We start from the raw sequence: 15,467 nt of genomic DNA on the forward strand, positions 1-15,467 counted from the left end.
TATATATTTTCTTTAAGTAACAGCTATTTTATACCCCTGAACAACCTGCTCCACCTTATTTTATTTGCAAACGATGCCGTACTATCAACACTCATCCAGGTAAACAAGGCCTTGCCAACTACGTGATCTTCGGGCAAAAAGCCCCAATAGCGCGAATCGGTGGAGTTATGGCGGTTATCGCCCATCATCCAGTAGTAGTTCATTTTAAAGGTGTAAGTATCGGCTTTTTTTCCGTTTATAAAAACATCCCTGCCAACAACTTTTACAGTATTGTGCTCGTAAATAGCTATAGCCCGCCCATATATTGGGAAGGTAAGGCTATCCAGCTTAACTGTCCAGCCTTTTTTGGGAATAATTACAGGGCCAAAGTTATCTACGTTCCAGTTGTAGTGTGGCATGGCGCCCAGCTGATAGTCTGGATGCGATAGCGGATATACCGGGTTTGCGTCGTCGACCAGGCCTTTAATAGCGATATTGGGCGTCACCGATTTTACATTGGAATAAGTTTTTAACTGCCTCACCGATTCAACTGTAGCATTGGCTGTAAAAGTAGTGTTGTCAACAGCGCCAAAACTTTCCAGGTGCAATTCGTTAACTACATCAGGGTTTATTCCGCTGCCATCTGTTTTTATAACATAGGCCATTTTACCAGCTTCAACAGGCGGCCTGGGTTTACTGTTAACATACACCAACGCGTTAACCAAACTCAGTGTATCGCCCGGGGTACCCTGGCATCGTTTAATGATATTCTCGCGGCGGTCAACCGGCCGGTACAATGGCGAATCTGCTTCCGTGGGCAGGTTAAACACCACAATATCGCCCTTTTTTATGTCGCTTAAACCTGGCAGGCGATAATAAGGCAATTGCACATCCAGGTACGATTTGGTTTCGGTAAACGGTATGGTGTGCGCAGTAAACGGCACAGCCAATGGCGTTATAGGCATCCGTGCGCCATAGTTAACCTTACTTACAAACAAATAATCGCCAACAAGCAGCGAGCCCTCCATCGATCCGCTGGGGATAACATAGGCTTCAATAAAAAGTGTACGGATAAGGGTAGCGGCTATCACTGCAAACAAAATGGCATCGGCCCATTCGCGCACGGCCCCTTTTTTCTTTTTCGGCGTGGTTTTATCTTTTTTCCAGAATTTCCAGTTCATTTTTAATCGGATGTGCAAATATGCAGATTTCAGATGTGCAGATGATTGTGTCAGATGCATTCCTCTGATTTACAAATTTGTTTATTTTTTGATGAATATATTATTAATTGTTTCTCTATGACTGTCTTGTAAGCGATATGTTACCCGCTTTGCGATGCAAATATGCAATTTCAAAAAGGCAATATGAAGATTAAGGACAAAAGTCTTTTGCTGGGAAGTCTGAAAGGCACAAAATTGCATTTTTCCATCAATCCTGGTGCATGATATCGAGTATGCACCACATTATCAGGGTGGCTGCCTTAGCTACAGAATTATGCGGCGGGTTGATTATTTAAGCGAACGGTATCCGCTAATGGGGTCAGTAAAATTTACCTGCAGAGCGAATAACTAATTGCATCACATATATCAAAAGCCAAATAAGAAATACCCCGAAATCGAAATAAGGAACAGATAAATTTAGTTATGGTCAGTATTCTACTTTACTATGTATTTCGCTTTCCGAAAAAGCCAAAACAAAACTAATAGTAATCATCACGGACTGCTTTGCAACAAATAATGCCAATTTGGTTAAAAACTCAAGGTGTTCGGCGGAAACAGCCGGGTAAAAATTGAAATGCCCGAGGGCTACCAGTTTCTGATAGCACATCTGCATTATCTTAAGTTAAGCGTTCAGCTTTTCTCTAAAAATGGATTCTTTTATAAGTGGTTGCTATTGGGGCATTAAACTTGCTCATCTTCAAGTGCTGCGCCCTATTTATCAACAACATTATACTTGTTTTTCAGTAAAAACATCAGATAATATCCTGCAAATATTATCCCCCAAATTATAAGTACTTTCCATGAGTATTTGTACAATCCGGGATATTCCATCCTCAGGTTTGGAACCAGGTATAAAACCGCAACAATCAATATTAACCCAGCTCCTATAACTCCTAACATTCCCCAAATTTTCATAGCATTTAATTATTAACAAACATTTCTCTAAAATATAAAAAAACAACCAAATTTAACCCTCAGATAACAACATCAGCCTTAATTAAATATTTTTTTTGATCGATATTATATATAGGGCCAAGACTTTCTGCTAAGCCGATATTGTGTGTAATCATAGCTATTAGCATTTTTTGCTTTAAGTTATCCAGCAATTTGATAATAAAGCTTTCGGTTTCGCTATCCATTGATGCCGTAGCCTCGTCAAGTAAAAGCAATTGGGGTTGGCGATAAAGCGCTCTGGCAAAGGCGACCAACTGCCTTTGCCCCCCTGACAAACTGACGCCGTCTTCACCCAATAAAGTGCCGTATCCTTGCGGAAATAAACTAAAATACTTATCAAAGCCGTACTCTACGCAAAATTTATAAACTTTAACCATTTCCTCCTGCAAATAGGTAAGGTCTGGGCCTGGTTCCTGGATATCAAAATTCAAGGCTATATTTTGAAGCAGATTGCAGTTAAAAAACTTAATATCCTGGGGCACTACCGCAACATTTGATCGCCAGCTGGCATTATCATAAGCATTCAAATCATGACCATCTATGGTAATTTGCCCGGACTCGATAAAGGCAAATTTTTGCAAAATTTGAAAGATAGTACTTTTGCCGCTACCTGTTTTTCCAAGGATAACAAAAATTTGCCCTTTGTTTAGCTCAAAAGAAACTTTATCTAACAACTTTGGGCGCCCAATAAATCTGAATGATATATCTTTTATAACAATAGAATTAATGCTGCCCCCTTTAACCGCGCCGCTATCCGGATTTAAACTTTGTTCTCCTTCTAAATAAACAAATTCATACATCCTATTGAAGGCAACTTTAGCTTCCTGAATTTGAATATTTGACATGGCCAGGCGAACAACTGCCGATATAATGCCCGATGTTACTGTTAGTATAGCCATTAACTCGCCTATTTTAAGTTGATGACTTATCACCAATAGCGAACTACAGGTCAAAATGGTCATCAATAAAACTATCCCAATAATTTCTGACCACCAATTTAACCTGGTTTTGGTTATTCCAAGTTTATAAAGCTCGGATTGAAACATTTTAAAAAAGTTCTGCGTAACCCGGCTAAACCCTTTTTCAAGTCCCGACATTTTAATAACTTCAATACCTTGGATAGAATCAATATAGTTACTATCATTCCGGGCATAGGCCTTCATTACATCTGTTTGTCCGGCTAATATTTTATCAGAATATATATTTGATAACGCAAAAGAAAGAGGAATACTTGCTAAAGTGCAAAGCGCAATGACGACGCCAAAATTAAAAACATAAAAAACAGAAACTATAACAATAAGTAAATCAATAACAACCGAACCTGCCAAAAAACTAATGGTTTGTTGAATCCTGTAAGTATCGTTTAACCGCGATATTAAATCGCCGGTTTTCCTATTGGCGAAAAAATTCTTAGGCAATGACAATAGCAGGCTGTAAAATTTATTAGTAATACGGTTGTTAAATGCTACACCCTGCTTCAACAACATTACCGACCTGAGGTAATTCACCCCGCTTTTTGTTACTAACAGGATAGTTGCCAAAATCAAGCTAATCGATAATTTAAATGTATTATGCTCGGGTAAAACATTATCTATCAGCTTTTGCGAAAGTATGGGCATGCAAAGAGACAGTGCAGCGATTATTAAGCCCATAAAGGCAGTAGCAAACAACAATGTTAAATCATCATCAATCAATCCCCTAATCCACGCCAACTTACTGCCTCTTTTAGTTTTCCTTTCATTAAAGGCTTCGTTACAAGACAGCCGCAGCATGTATTTTTTTTGCCAAATTTTTAAAAGTTCGGCCTCTGATATTTCAGAAACGCCCTTTGCGGGGTCGCCAATTAAAAATCCAGACGGTCCATATTGATATAAAACTATGTAATGCTCCAGATAGCCATCTACCAAAACATGCAATATACAAGGACCATCATTTTTTTTTATTTCGGCTATGTCATCAACCTCAAATGCCTCGGCATTAAACCCAAGCGATTGCGAAGCCCTATAAAGGCCGAGCATGGTAGTACCTTGAACGGAGGTTCCGCTTATTTGTCTTATATTTTCAAAAGAATCATCGCCGTTATAGTATCTGACTACAGAAAGTAAGCATGCGACAGCGCAATCAGATTGATCATGCTGTTTAGTGAATGATTTTCTAATCTTTTTATTCATACCTGCATAATTATTTTGCAAACAAATAATTGTTAATTTATCTGAAATATTGTTGCTTTAATTGCATCTGCTCTTAATTTAACCATTGGGTAAGCGCAGAAATTTTTGTTTCACCTGAATAGTTTTTAACAAGCTTTAAATCTTTATTATAAATGAAGATACCAGGGGTTCTGCGGGAGCCAAAAGCCTTGTAAAACTCATCGTCATCAGATTTTAGCATGGTTAAATTTTTTAAGCTGCCAAGTTTAAATCCTTTAAAATAGCTATCAATTTGTGCGAAGGGCTCATTGGAAACCATTATTATTGAAGTATTACTAAATGCACTTTGATGTTTTACCAACTCCCCGGCTTCATACTGACAGGAGCCACACATGGTATTGTAGTAAATAATAATGCATGGACGTTTTTTGGGGATATCTTTTGAAAGAAAATATTTGGTACTATCCTGCATCAGCCGAAATTTCATGTTAGGAGGAACGCCCAACTGTGATTCCATTTTTGAGTTAAACCTCATTTTTATAATTATACTATACAGTAATACTGATACAACTATGGCAATAATGCCTAAACAGACCGCTATGATTTTTTTCTTCATATTTATTAAAAAGAGGTTCGATTATACTTTAGGTTGAAATCAAAGGTTTATTAAAATTAGCTGCTGCCTGCCTAAAAAAATAGCCAGCGAAAACTATACAGACAGCAACATTTAACAAAGCAACTGAACAAATTAGAACAGTGTTTTGACAGTATAAAGCTACCGCTGCTATTATCCCAACAATGAGCGTTATAAGCGAGCTGATAAAATTTGTATTGGTTTGTTTGTTTATGGAGTCGACTAATGTTTTGGGATATTTTAAAGAGAACACCAGCGACATAGCTATTAAACTTAAACAAACTGAGAAGTAAAGTAGAAAGAAGCGATAATCAATTGGAACTATAATTTTAAAGTACCGGCCCCAAACAGCCTGCAAAATGAATATTAGTATATCAATCAATAAATCTAACGGCAGCAACACCATTATTAATGGATATACATAGGTTCTGATTATAGTTTTATGAATATTCCTGCTAAAAAAAACGTTACGATATAAATCAACACCAAATGCGAATATGTTGTTAAAGAGATAGGTAAACAATAATATGGGTAAAATACAAACAAGGTAAAAAAACTGGTATCCAGCCATAAATTTCAACAGGCCTGTTGACGTACCGAGTAAATAAACCAATTTTACCAGGTACAACAGAATTATGCTAGACCGAATTTTATTAGCCGATAATAAATATCGTAATACTATGGTTGACGTATTAGTATTTCTTGATTTGATATTTATGGATAATGCCTTGGACTGAACAGCAATCTGCCCATAAGAATGATAGGAAACGATAAAAATTAACACCAATAGCGTTAACAAATAAAAATTGGAAAATTTTAAAAAGTATAGCCAAACAGTTAATATGCTCAAAAAAAGGTAAACAATATGACTAATGTTAAACCTGGATTCGAAAACAGATCTTATGGCACGGTTTATATGAAAATATACGAATAACAACAGTAAAACAGCAAAAACGTCTGTAAAGACAACAGATTTGGAAAAGGCGGCGAAGCAAATAAAAAAAAGCAATATCACCATATAAAAAAACGAGAACAAGTCGCGAAAAAGACTCACCGAATATTTTATAACCGGGTTTAAGTTATAATAAGGATTATCAACAAAACGAATAGTCCTGAATGTTGGAAAAATGTATTTTACAATAATAATTACCCCGGTAGCCAGTGAAAGTGCCGATATTAAATTAAATTTAACATGCTTTGCAAGTAACAAGTCGTTTAACTTGCCGAATATAAAACCATCAAAAACTATCAGCAGAATTATTAGGCCCACCAACACTCTGTCGGTTTTTTTATGGCTTACAATTACCTTTTTTTTGGATAGCAGTATTGATAAAAATTTTAATAAAGAAAATAATTGACGTAATTTAAATCCAGTTGGGGAGTAGTACTTCATCAGGCCTTATGTGTTCTTTGGGTAAGTATTTAAAAAAATTCTCCAATACGGTTTCGCCCTGGGCGTAAAAGTTGTCTTTTTTTTCCTTTATGATAATCTTACCGTGGCTAATAAGGGCTACATCTGTAGCTAACTCTTTAATATAAGAGAGATCGTGGCTTGAGATGAGTAAGGTTTTTCCCTTTAACATCATTAATTTAAAAACCCGTATCAATTTATCAACAAATACCGGGTCAAGTCCATTAAAAGGCTCATCAAGAATAAGAATACCGGGCGAGTTTAATAATGCGGCACAAAATTCAAGGCGTTTTTTATTCCCTGTTGAATAAGTAGATATCGTGTTATTGATTAAGCTCTTATCGTCAAAAAACAGATCGATTAAATCATTTATCTTATTTTTTAAATCTATCCTTTTCATGCTCAACAGCAGCCCGTGCAGCATTAAAAAATCATATCCGGATAGGTCCTCAATTAATAACGATTTTTCGGGCATACACCCAATTTTCCCCTTTATAGTATTACTTTTATCATAGTATGTTTCTCCCATTATCTGTAATTCCCCGTAATCGGGTGTCAATATGCCAAGTATTACATTTAAAATGGTGCTCTTCCCGGCACCATTGGGCCCAATCAGGCACAAACATTCCCCCTGGTTAACCGTAATATTAATGCCATCTAACACTTTTTTTTCGCTAAACGCTTTGCATATATTTTTTAGTTCAATCATATCCGTGTATGCGCAATTAAGAGGGATTGGAAAACATCTTCCAACCCCTCAAAAAATTTAAGAGAATAGCGAGTAAATACCATAAGCGGCGCATCCAACGCCAGCCCCGGCAACTACCCAGGCAGCTACGCCGCCTGTTGCCACAGTTGCTCCTAATAATGTTGCAACGCCTGCTACTGAAACACCAGCCGCTAAGCCTGCACAAAAACCTGCCGCTGCAGACCCACCCTGAATTTCTTCGAGTTCGATAAGTTCTAGATTTCTCATTTTTTTTGTTTTTTAAGGTTAAATAATTAGTTACTAACAGCAGCTCCAATAGCCAATCCAATACAGGTTGGCCCAAATATGGCACCGGTTACAAAAATGCCAAAACCACCAAATACACCACCTGAAATTGCAAGACCACATGCAACTCCGGCACCTGTGGCAAGCCCGTCTTTCGAGCCACCATTGATTAACGCCATCTTCTCAAGTTCCAAAGATTTCATAAAAAAATTAAGTTGTAATTGTACCTACTCTATCAGCTTTTCGGTTTCCGCTGTTATGAAGTTTACTTCATAAGTATTTTCATTGAGTATTAACTCAGGTTAATGCTCAAAAACATTATAAAAATGGTCCATACAAGCAAACCTGCTCCGTATGACGATATAACTGTAACCCCTGTTTTTTTAATTGGCAAGCCCAATTGATTGCTTAAGCAATAACTCAGGCTAAAACAGTAAATGATTTCAAAAATATTGGTTGTTGAAAGCGGATAATAGAACCATTTCTTAACGTTAGCAATATCAACCAGGCTTAGTAATGAAAACGGCGAAAAAAGCTGGAGGTCTAATAAGGTGTAACGTGTTTTAAAAAAAGAGAACCAAATTATTTTAATAATGAGAGGGATAAGAAAGATGGTTTCGCTGATAATGACGATTTTAAAAATCTTTGAAAAGCTTATTTTGAAGTTGCTAAAAATAGCTCCAACCATTAAACACATGCTGATTAAAAAGAATTTAATTGAGTAACAAATTGGCAATATGATATACCCTAAATACTGATATTTTTTTTGAAGGTTAATAAACTCCTCTATCCTATCTGCGCCAAGCTGCTGTGAATAATAGTTATATATTACCGTATCTGACATTAATATAAAATTAAATACAGCAGTTAAAGCAACTACGCATATACAAAAGATTATAAACAAATAGTACGTTTTAAGTGAATTAAAATCCTTGTAAGTGACAAGTATTAGGTTCATAAGGAAAATAAGTTTAAGTGTTAATTAAAAATTGAACGTCACAAGATATATAATCGTTTTCAATAAAAAAAAATATTTTCAAGAAAAACATAGTATTTTTTTTTTCAATTTGTTTTCCTGAGCCCAAATTGGAAAATACTAATTTTCAGAATTAATAGATATATCTAAATAAAAATAATTCGAACTATCAAAAAATTAATTCACAATAGCGAATATTTAAGTTTATAATGGTAATTTTTTCAAAATTATATCCGATTTGAAATTAATTTATTAAAATTACTTTTTAATAAACATAAAACATTATACAAAAAAATTCATGAAGATTTATAATGGAGTTGGCTATTTAGGGTTGGGGCATGATGGTATTGATAAGTATCTGCGAAATTTTTCCATTTTTAATTAATGTAAAATTAAAATAATTTCAAATCGAAGTATTTTACATGATAGCCTGGTGTCTCATTTACGCTATTGTATATATCATAATATCAATTGGTAACTTTAATAAATCACGATAAAAACAGTAGTAAATTTTAATATCTAATACCTTTTAAATACAATAATGAGGTATTTATACTTTTCCGTTAATTTTTTGTATACCAACAATTTGCATTAAATACAGCAGTAGATGACAGCCGGAACTTATGACTTGCAAGCAAGCAAAAAATCCAGACCATTATCCCTAACACTGGAAAATAAGTCCTAAACCGCCACATCCGTACTGTTATTAAGTCAAGAAATTACCAACGATTGAACATCCAACACCTGTCGTCCGATATCGAATCTTACTGTTTCCTTTAATTTTTAATCAATGTTGTAAAGAGACCACAGGCCTTTTGCTACTAAAAGCCCTGCGCCACATTCTTTGGGTCAAGGCTTCCGGGCGGATGCTTTGTGATTTGAATAATTCAAAGGGCAAATGCAGTTGCCGGGGGGGGGGTTAATCGCCAATGGGTTTTGGCTTCAGCACTTCCAAATTAGCTAGTGTTAATGCAAGCCTTGCCGCAAACAATAACGACCCTATTGCAGGATTCCCCGGTAAGCGTGTTTGCCAATGGTACCGAGGCCGCACAAACTAAAGTGGTTATTATACCCTTTGACAATTACCAGGCAGCTATTAAACGCCCGGGCGGTTATTATATAAACACACAAACCGGGGCGCCTTATGTTACCGGCGATAATTGTAATTTGAAATCTGTACATCTACAATCTCTACCTGATTATCCGCATCACCCTATCCCAGCGTATTTTATCGGCAAAGGGTGCATTGGTATCCCAGCTCATCCACACAAAGATGGCTTTGCCTACAATATGGTCTTCGGGCACAAAACCCCAGAAACGGGAATCGATAGAGTTGTGGCGGTTATCGCCCATCATCCAGTAGTAATCCATTTTAAAAGTGTAGGTATTGGTTTGGCGGCCGTTAATACTAATACTGCTGCCGTTTAACTGTAGCTTGTTGTTTTCATAAACTTCGATGGCGCGGCGGTAAATGGGGAGGTTAAGGGTGTCTAATTTTATGGTGAGGCCACGTTTGGGTACGGTGAAAGGGCCAAGGTTATCTACGTTCCACCGGTGGACTGGGCTGTGCGGAAATACTTCGTGATCATACACGCCCCCAAACTGGATGTTAGGCCTGATGTATTTAACACCCGCTACTTTTTTTAACGCCAGCGATGATAGGCGCGTCATGTTCATCACATAGTTGGTACGGGTAAATGGTTGTATATTGGATATGTGAAGTTTATATATCAGTTCGGGATTAAAGTTAAATGTGTTACTGTCGGTATTCACGGCATATTCCATTTCGGCATTGGGCGGCGGCGGTACAGGCCGGCCGTTAATATACACCTGGCCACTTATTAGCCGCACATTATCGCCGGGTATTGCCTCGCAGCGTTTAATGAAGTGCTCGCGTTTATCAACCGGGCGGTACCATGGCGAATCGGCCTCCATCGGGAAGTTAAAAACCACCACATCGCCCCTTTTAATATCGCCAAGACCCGGCAACCGGAAGTAGGGCAGCTTGATGCCCTCCCAATATGATTTGATACCCATGCCGGGCATGGTATTATGTGTAAACGGAAACGAAACTGGTGTCATAGGCAACCTGGCACCGTAGCTAAGCTTACTCACAAACAGGTAATCGCCCACCATAAGCGAGCTTTCCATAGATGAAGATGGTATGGTATAAGCTTCGATAAGCAGCAAACGGATAAGCGTTACTGCAAGCACCGCAAAAAAAACAGTTTCGGCCCATTCACGAGCCGATGATTTACGTAACAAATGGTGATATTCTTCGCGAAATTCATCGCTGGCCGATTGGCCCAGGTACCGGGTATTTTTATCAAAACCCCATTTGGGCAAAAATATGAATGGCAAAAGTACCGCGCCGGCAATCTGGCGCATTTTTGTTTTGCCAAAACTTTTTACAAAATCAATGGTGATGCCAATAGCTACAATAACCCCAATACCCGGTATCAATAACAATAGTAGCAACCACGCGGGCCTACCGCTTATTTTAAGCATTACATAGGTAGCGTATATTGGAATCAAGGATTCCCAGCCATGACGGCCGGCTTTTTTAAAAAGCTTCCAAAGCCCAACCTGCATCAATAACAATACAGGGGCCAACAGTAAATAAACGCCTGCGTAACCCGCTATATCCATTGACAAAAACGGGATTAGCTTTTAAAATCGAACATAGCATCAACCGTGTAAAAGCCTTTTTTAGCCTGTATCCATTCGGCAGCTAAAACCGCGCCAAGGGCAAAGCCGCTGCGGTTATGGGCGGTATGCTTAAATTCGATGGTGTCCACTTCCGAATCGTAGATAACGGTGTGGGTGCCGGGTACGCTATCAATCCGCAATGATTCTATCAACAACTGATCTGGCAGCGGATTTTGATCGTCTGCGCGGTCGTCGGTTGTCAGCACATTCAGCCAATCTTTTTTGGAGTCAAGATTATCGATTATACCTTCGGCAATAGTGATAGCGGTGCCGCTCGGGGCATCCAGCTTTTGCATGTGGTGAATTTCTTCTACCTGTACATCATAGTATGGGTAGTTGTTCATCACTTTAGCCAGCATCCGGTTAATATGGAAAAATATGTTAACTCCTACACTGAAGTTGGTGGCATACATTAACGAGGCGTCACTTTCCGCGCACTGCTGTTTTACCTCATCAAGCTTATCATACCAGCCGGTGGTGCCTACTACTATGGGTACGCCTGCGTTAAAGCAATGTTTAATATTGCCCAAAACCGTTGCGGGCATGCTAAATTCAATAACAGCATCGGCCTTTTGCAGGTTTTCGGCAGTTAATTCATGCAGGTTATCCTGATCGATGGTTAAAACAATTTCATGATTGCGGCTAAGGGCAATTTTTTCAATCATTTTGCCCATTTTTCCGTAGCCCAGTAACGCTATTTTCATTTTGAATGTATGTATTGAGATAAAATCAAGAGTCGGGCTGTTAGCGTCAAGAATTAAGATAAAAGACAATAATAGTCTAATTTCTTAATTGATAGCAACTACACCCATGCTCCTAAAACGTAAAGGTAACTTTTACAGCCGGAATATAGCTACCAAAAGCAGTTTGCGCATAAACCGGTTGGTTAATCATTCCCGGGCTAACCTTAAAAGCAAAGTTGTTATCAACCGTGTACGAGTGGATAAACTTGGCATCAATATAGGCATCAATGGTTTGAATACCCCATGCGCCTAAAATACCCAGGATACTTAAATCGCGGTTGCGTCGGTAACTGTCAAGCGCATCATATATATTCTGGGCGGGCACTTTATTATTGGTGTAGGCTATGTACTCATCGTAATAGGCGTCGCCTTTTACCGGCGCCACGCCGCTTTTATAATAATGGGCAAGTATATTAAACTCGTTATAGTAATGCTGGTTAAATATTACTGCCGAAGCCAACAGGCCTATCCCTGTATAAATGATAGGCACTTTCCACCAGCGGTGATTATACAACTGCCCCCAGCCGGGTATCATCAGCGAGTGCATTACCGCTTTGTGCGGGCTGTGGGTACTATCGGGGTGGTATTCCTTCTCTTTTTTTATAGGCGGTGCAAAAGAGCCCGGCGCGGTGCCCGACGCCTTTTTAAAAGTATCTTTTTTGGCTACCGATGTGGTATCTGCATGTTGTTGCTGCGCGTTGGCCGCAAAAGCAAATAGCATAACAAAACCAATAATTAACAAATATTTATACATGCAGCTGATAAAATTTAAATAAACCCAGGCTTTTAAAACTTGATAAGAGGCCCGCTTTTATTTGATTACAAAGGTAATTTTTATAGCCGGATTAAGAAGCTATATCCCGCCGTTACAAAAACACCTTATTAAACAAATCATTAACAGGTTTAGCCAGTAATTATTATATACACATTAACTATTATATAAAAAAAGCCGGCCGCTGATAAGAATTTATCAGCAGCCGGCTTTTTATTTTTTGTATTTTAATTATGTCTATCAGCATTGTATAGGAGTCAGGCTATCTTCTATCTTGATTCCTGACTCTTAACTCTTGATTCTCATAACCTACCAATCCAGCATCTCGAGGATACGGCCAAGGTCATCCTCTGACAAGAAAGGAATTTCGATAACCCCGTTGCCCTTGGCGCCTAACTTAAGCGTTACCCGCGAACTGAATTTTGAAGCTAAATCGTCCTGTATTTTTTGTAGCTGATATGAAACAGGCTCGGGTTGCTTGCCTTCCTTTTTTACGGGGGCCTTCTGCATTTCCCTAACTAATTCTTCAACCTTACGAACCGATAAGCCTTGCTGAATAATATGCTGATGCAGATATAATTGTTTGGCCGGATCGTCAATAGTGATGAGAGCCTTGGCATGGCCCATAGTAAGCGCACCATCGCGGATAGATGCCTGGATGCTTGGCGGCAATTTTAATAAACGAAGGTAGTTAGTAACCGTCGACCGGTTTTTGCTTACCCTGTCGCCCAGCTCTTCTTGTTTCAGGTTACATTCTTCAATCATCCGCTGAAAGCTCAGGGCTACTTCAATAGCATTCAGGTTTTCGCGCTGGATGTTTTCAATGAGGGCCATTTCCAGCATTTGCTGGTCGTTGGCAGTACGCACATAAGCAGGCAGTTGGGTTAGCCCGGCCAGTTTTGATGCACGAAAACGGCGTTCGCCGGATATCAGCTGGTATTTATGGGCGTTGATACGCCTAACGGTTATAGGCTGTATAAGGCCCTGCAGCTTAATGGAGTCGGCCAGTTCATTTAAAGCAAGCTCATCAAAATCAGTACGGGGCTGAAAAGGGTTTACTTCTATCTCATCCAGTCTGATCTCATTAACCGAGCCAAGGCTGCTCACCTCGGCGGCCGAAGTTGATGCCTCTTCCTTTTTGGTGCTTTTGTTTTGGTATGGTTGTACGTTTACCGAGTCATTCAACAGCGCACTTAATCCTTTGCCCAGGGCATTTCTTCTTTCACTACTCATTTACTTATACTGTTGCTGTTACCGTTGTTGCTTCGGCTTTTACAAGGCCATTTTTCTGGATAATTTCGCGGGCCAGGTTTAAATAATTAATGGCGCCTTTACAGGTAGCATCGTGCATAATAACAGATACACCAAAGCTTGGTGCTTCGCTTAAACGGGTGTTACGCTGTATAATGGTATCAAAAACCATATCCTCAAAATGCGTTTTTACCTCATCAACCACCTGGTTACTCAGGCGCAGGCGCACATCGTACATGGTTAACAATATACCTTCAATTTCCAGCTGCGGGTTAAGGCGCGATTGTACAATTTTGATGGTGTTTAACAATTTACCTAAACCTTCCAATGCAAAGTACTCGCACTGTACCGGTATAATTACCGAATCGGCAGCGGTTAACGCGTTGATGGTGATTAAACCTAACGAAGGCGAACAATCGATAATAACAAAATCGTATTCGTCGCGCACGGCTTCAAATACCTGTTTCATTTTGTATTCGCGGCCACTCAGGTTAATCATTTCAATCTCGGCGCCTACCAGGTCAATATGGGCGGGCAGCAAGTCAAGATTAGGGGTTTCCGTTTTCTGGATAGCCTCGTGCGGATCAACCTGGTTAATGATGCACTCGTAAATACTGTTCTTTATGTTGCGTGGATCAAAACCGATACCCGAGGTAGAGTTTGCCTGCGGATCGGCATCAACCAATAATGTTTTAAAATCTAATACAGCCAAACTTGCAGCCAGATTTATAGATGATGTAGTTTTTCCTACGCCACCTTTCTGGTTGGCTAAAGCAATAATTTTACTCATTCTATAGTATAAAAAATTTTGATGTTACAATGATTTATATAAACGTAAAGTAGGGTCAGAAATTTCTACTTTCGTAAAGTTTTTATCCGGTGATAAAGATACGGAATTAAACAATTACGAAATCCACAGGTTTAGTCAATTTACAAACATAATTAGCAATTATTGAATTATCGATTTATTGAATTATTGATTGATGAATGAGCAAGACAACGCTATATCTCTTTTATATTTAATACCATCCATATCAGCAGTTTAAACACTGAATACCTTGTAATTCGATAATTCAATAAATCAATAATTCAATAATTACCAATGATAACAATCATCGCATCAACTAACCGCCCCGGCAGTTCTACCTTAAAAATGGCCAAATATTATCAGCAAAAATTGCAGGAAAAAGGAGTTGAAGCGGGTGTACTATCTTTGGCGCAATTGCCGCCCAACCTTATTGAAACCGACCTTTACGGCAAGCGAAGCCCGGAATTTGCCAACATTCAAAAAGTTATTACCCAAACCGATAAGTTTATATTTGTGATACCCGAGTACAATGGCAGCTACCCGGGGGTACTAAAAGTTTTCATTGACGCCTGCGACTTTCCGGCGAGCTTTTATGATAAGAAGGCAGCGTTGGTTGGCGTATCATCCGGCAAATATGGCAACATCAGGGGTATTGATCATTTTACCGGTGTTTGCCACTATGTACACCTGAATGTAATGGCACTAAAACTCCACATATCGGGCATCCATAAGGAGTTTAACGAAACCGGACATTTGCTTAACGCCGATACCATAAAGTTTACCAACGAGCAGATAGACAAATTCATCTTGTTTTAGATTTCACTGATTAGTGGTGGCCTCACCAATTGGGTTGTTTATTATCAATC

Annotated in this window: 15 protein-coding genes; 2 read left to right on the forward strand and 13 right to left on the reverse strand. The window is 38.8% G+C overall.

Features of this window, described 5'->3' with window-relative positions; genetic code table 11:
- Positions 1-23 precede the first annotated feature (23 nt).
- From lepB (FSB76_RS09420) to FSB76_RS09435, 4 genes are all read right to left on the reverse strand, one after another.
- Positions 24-1,160, reverse strand: a complete 1,137-nt coding sequence (gene lepB / locus FSB76_RS09420) for a signal peptidase I (protein ID WP_147053331.1) — start codon at positions 1,158-1,160, stop codon at positions 24-26.
- Between the two features lie 750 nt (positions 1,161-1,910).
- Positions 1,911-2,114, reverse strand: a complete 204-nt coding sequence (locus tag FSB76_RS09425) for a hypothetical protein (RefSeq protein ID WP_147053332.1) — start codon at positions 2,112-2,114, stop codon at positions 1,911-1,913.
- 59 nt (positions 2,115-2,173) lie between these two features.
- Positions 2,174-4,324, reverse strand: coding sequence for a peptidase domain-containing ABC transporter (locus FSB76_RS09430; RefSeq protein ID WP_147053333.1), 2,151 nt, complete (start codon positions 4,322-4,324; stop codon positions 2,174-2,176).
- Positions 4,325-4,397: 73 nt separating this feature from the next.
- On the reverse strand, positions 4,398-4,919 hold the full coding sequence (locus tag FSB76_RS09435; protein WP_147053334.1) for a peroxiredoxin family protein: 522 nt from the start codon (positions 4,917-4,919) through the stop codon (positions 4,398-4,400).
- A 182-nt stretch (positions 4,920-5,101) separates the two neighbouring features.
- Between FSB76_RS09435 and FSB76_RS32695 the strand changes: the two genes are divergently transcribed.
- A complete protein-coding gene (locus FSB76_RS32695) occupies positions 5,102-5,230 on the forward strand; it encodes a hypothetical protein (RefSeq protein WP_262713507.1) in 129 nt (42 codons plus the stop codon).
- Positions 5,231-6,301: 1,071 nt separating this feature from the next.
- Here FSB76_RS32695 and FSB76_RS09440 read toward each other — a convergent pair.
- The 9 genes from FSB76_RS09440 to FSB76_RS09480 form a co-directional block, all read right to left on the reverse strand.
- Entirely contained in the window at positions 6,302-7,057 is a 756-nt protein-coding gene (locus tag FSB76_RS09440; RefSeq protein ID WP_147053335.1) for an ABC transporter ATP-binding protein, read from the reverse strand.
- 57 nt (positions 7,058-7,114) lie between these two features.
- The gene (locus tag FSB76_RS09445; RefSeq protein ID WP_147053336.1) at positions 7,115-7,324 is read right to left on the reverse strand and encodes a hypothetical protein; all 210 of its coding nucleotides are present in this window, start codon (positions 7,322-7,324) and stop codon (positions 7,115-7,117) included.
- A 26-nt stretch (positions 7,325-7,350) separates the two neighbouring features.
- Positions 7,351-7,545, reverse strand: a complete 195-nt coding sequence (locus FSB76_RS09450; protein WP_147053337.1) for a hypothetical protein — start codon at positions 7,543-7,545, stop codon at positions 7,351-7,353.
- Between the two features lie 89 nt (positions 7,546-7,634).
- Positions 7,635-8,186, reverse strand: coding sequence for a hypothetical protein (locus FSB76_RS09455; RefSeq protein WP_147053338.1), 552 nt, complete (start codon positions 8,184-8,186; stop codon positions 7,635-7,637).
- A gap of 1,323 nt (positions 8,187-9,509) precedes the next feature.
- Positions 9,510-10,967, reverse strand: coding sequence for a signal peptidase I (gene lepB, locus FSB76_RS09460; protein WP_147053339.1), 1,458 nt, complete (start codon positions 10,965-10,967; stop codon positions 9,510-9,512).
- Positions 10,968-10,981: 14 nt separating this feature from the next.
- Entirely contained in the window at positions 10,982-11,731 is a 750-nt protein-coding gene (gene dapB / locus FSB76_RS09465) for a 4-hydroxy-tetrahydrodipicolinate reductase (RefSeq protein ID WP_147053340.1), read from the reverse strand.
- Positions 11,732-11,843: 112 nt separating this feature from the next.
- Positions 11,844-12,524, reverse strand: a complete 681-nt coding sequence (locus tag FSB76_RS09470; RefSeq protein WP_147053341.1) for a DUF5683 domain-containing protein — start codon at positions 12,522-12,524, stop codon at positions 11,844-11,846.
- 327 nt (positions 12,525-12,851) lie between these two features.
- Positions 12,852-13,775 (reverse strand): ParB/RepB/Spo0J family partition protein, encoded by a 924-nt coding sequence (locus tag FSB76_RS09475; protein WP_147053342.1) that lies wholly within the window; start codon positions 13,773-13,775, stop codon positions 12,852-12,854.
- 4 nt (positions 13,776-13,779) lie between these two features.
- Positions 13,780-14,583 carry a ParA family protein gene (locus FSB76_RS09480; RefSeq protein ID WP_147053343.1) on the reverse strand — a complete coding sequence of 268 codons (804 nt, stop codon included), beginning with the start codon at positions 14,581-14,583 and terminating at the stop codon, positions 13,780-13,782.
- A 312-nt stretch (positions 14,584-14,895) separates the two neighbouring features.
- Here FSB76_RS09480 and FSB76_RS09485 point away from each other — a divergent pair, with 312 nt between their 5' ends.
- The gene (locus tag FSB76_RS09485) at positions 14,896-15,417 is read left to right on the forward strand and encodes an NADPH-dependent FMN reductase (RefSeq protein ID WP_147053344.1); all 522 of its coding nucleotides are present in this window, start codon (positions 14,896-14,898) and stop codon (positions 15,415-15,417) included.
- The last annotated feature ends 50 nt before the right edge of the window (positions 15,418-15,467 follow it).

Origin of the sequence: Mucilaginibacter ginsenosidivorax, assembly GCF_007971525.1 — a bacterium.
In the GTDB taxonomy this organism is placed as follows: Bacteria; Bacteroidota; Bacteroidia; order Sphingobacteriales; family Sphingobacteriaceae; genus Mucilaginibacter; species Mucilaginibacter ginsenosidivorax.

Bases quoted from the DNA above. Each gene is read 5' to 3' on its own strand.
- dapB (WP_147053340.1), bottom strand. From the start codon at position 11,731: ATGAAAATAGCGTTACTGGGCTACGGAAAAATGGGCAAAATGATTGAA.
- FSB76_RS09455 (WP_147053338.1), bottom strand. From the start codon at position 8,186: ATGTCAGATACGGTAATATATAACTATTATTCACAGCAGCTTGGCGCA.
- FSB76_RS09450 (WP_147053337.1), bottom strand. From the start codon at position 7,545: ATGAAATCTTTGGAACTTGAGAAGATGGCGTTAATCAATGGTGGCTCG.
- FSB76_RS09475 (WP_147053342.1), bottom strand. From the start codon at position 13,775: ATGAGTAGTGAAAGAAGAAATGCCCTGGGCAAAGGATTAAGTGCGCTG.
- FSB76_RS09470 (WP_147053341.1), bottom strand. From the start codon at position 12,524: ATGTATAAATATTTGTTAATTATTGGTTTTGTTATGCTATTTGCTTTT.
- FSB76_RS32695 (WP_262713507.1), top strand. From the start codon at position 5,102: ATGAGCGTTATAAGCGAGCTGATAAAATTTGTATTGGTTTGTTTGTTT.
- lepB (WP_147053339.1), bottom strand. From the start codon at position 10,967: ATGGATATAGCGGGTTACGCAGGCGTTTATTTACTGTTGGCCCCTGTA.
- FSB76_RS09445 (WP_147053336.1), bottom strand. From the start codon at position 7,324: ATGAGAAATCTAGAACTTATCGAACTCGAAGAAATTCAGGGTGGGTCT.
- FSB76_RS09425 (WP_147053332.1), bottom strand. From the start codon at position 2,114: ATGAAAATTTGGGGAATGTTAGGAGTTATAGGAGCTGGGTTAATATTG.
- FSB76_RS09435 (WP_147053334.1), bottom strand. From the start codon at position 4,919: ATGAAGAAAAAAATCATAGCGGTCTGTTTAGGCATTATTGCCATAGTT.
- lepB (WP_147053331.1), bottom strand. From the start codon at position 1,160: ATGAACTGGAAATTCTGGAAAAAAGATAAAACCACGCCGAAAAAGAAA.
- FSB76_RS09485 (WP_147053344.1), top strand. From the start codon at position 14,896: ATGATAACAATCATCGCATCAACTAACCGCCCCGGCAGTTCTACCTTA.
- FSB76_RS09440 (WP_147053335.1), bottom strand. From the start codon at position 7,057: ATGATTGAACTAAAAAATATATGCAAAGCGTTTAGCGAAAAAAAAGTG.
- FSB76_RS09430 (WP_147053333.1), bottom strand. From the start codon at position 4,324: ATGAATAAAAAGATTAGAAAATCATTCACTAAACAGCATGATCAATCT.
- FSB76_RS09480 (WP_147053343.1), bottom strand. From the start codon at position 14,583: ATGAGTAAAATTATTGCTTTAGCCAACCAGAAAGGTGGCGTAGGAAAA.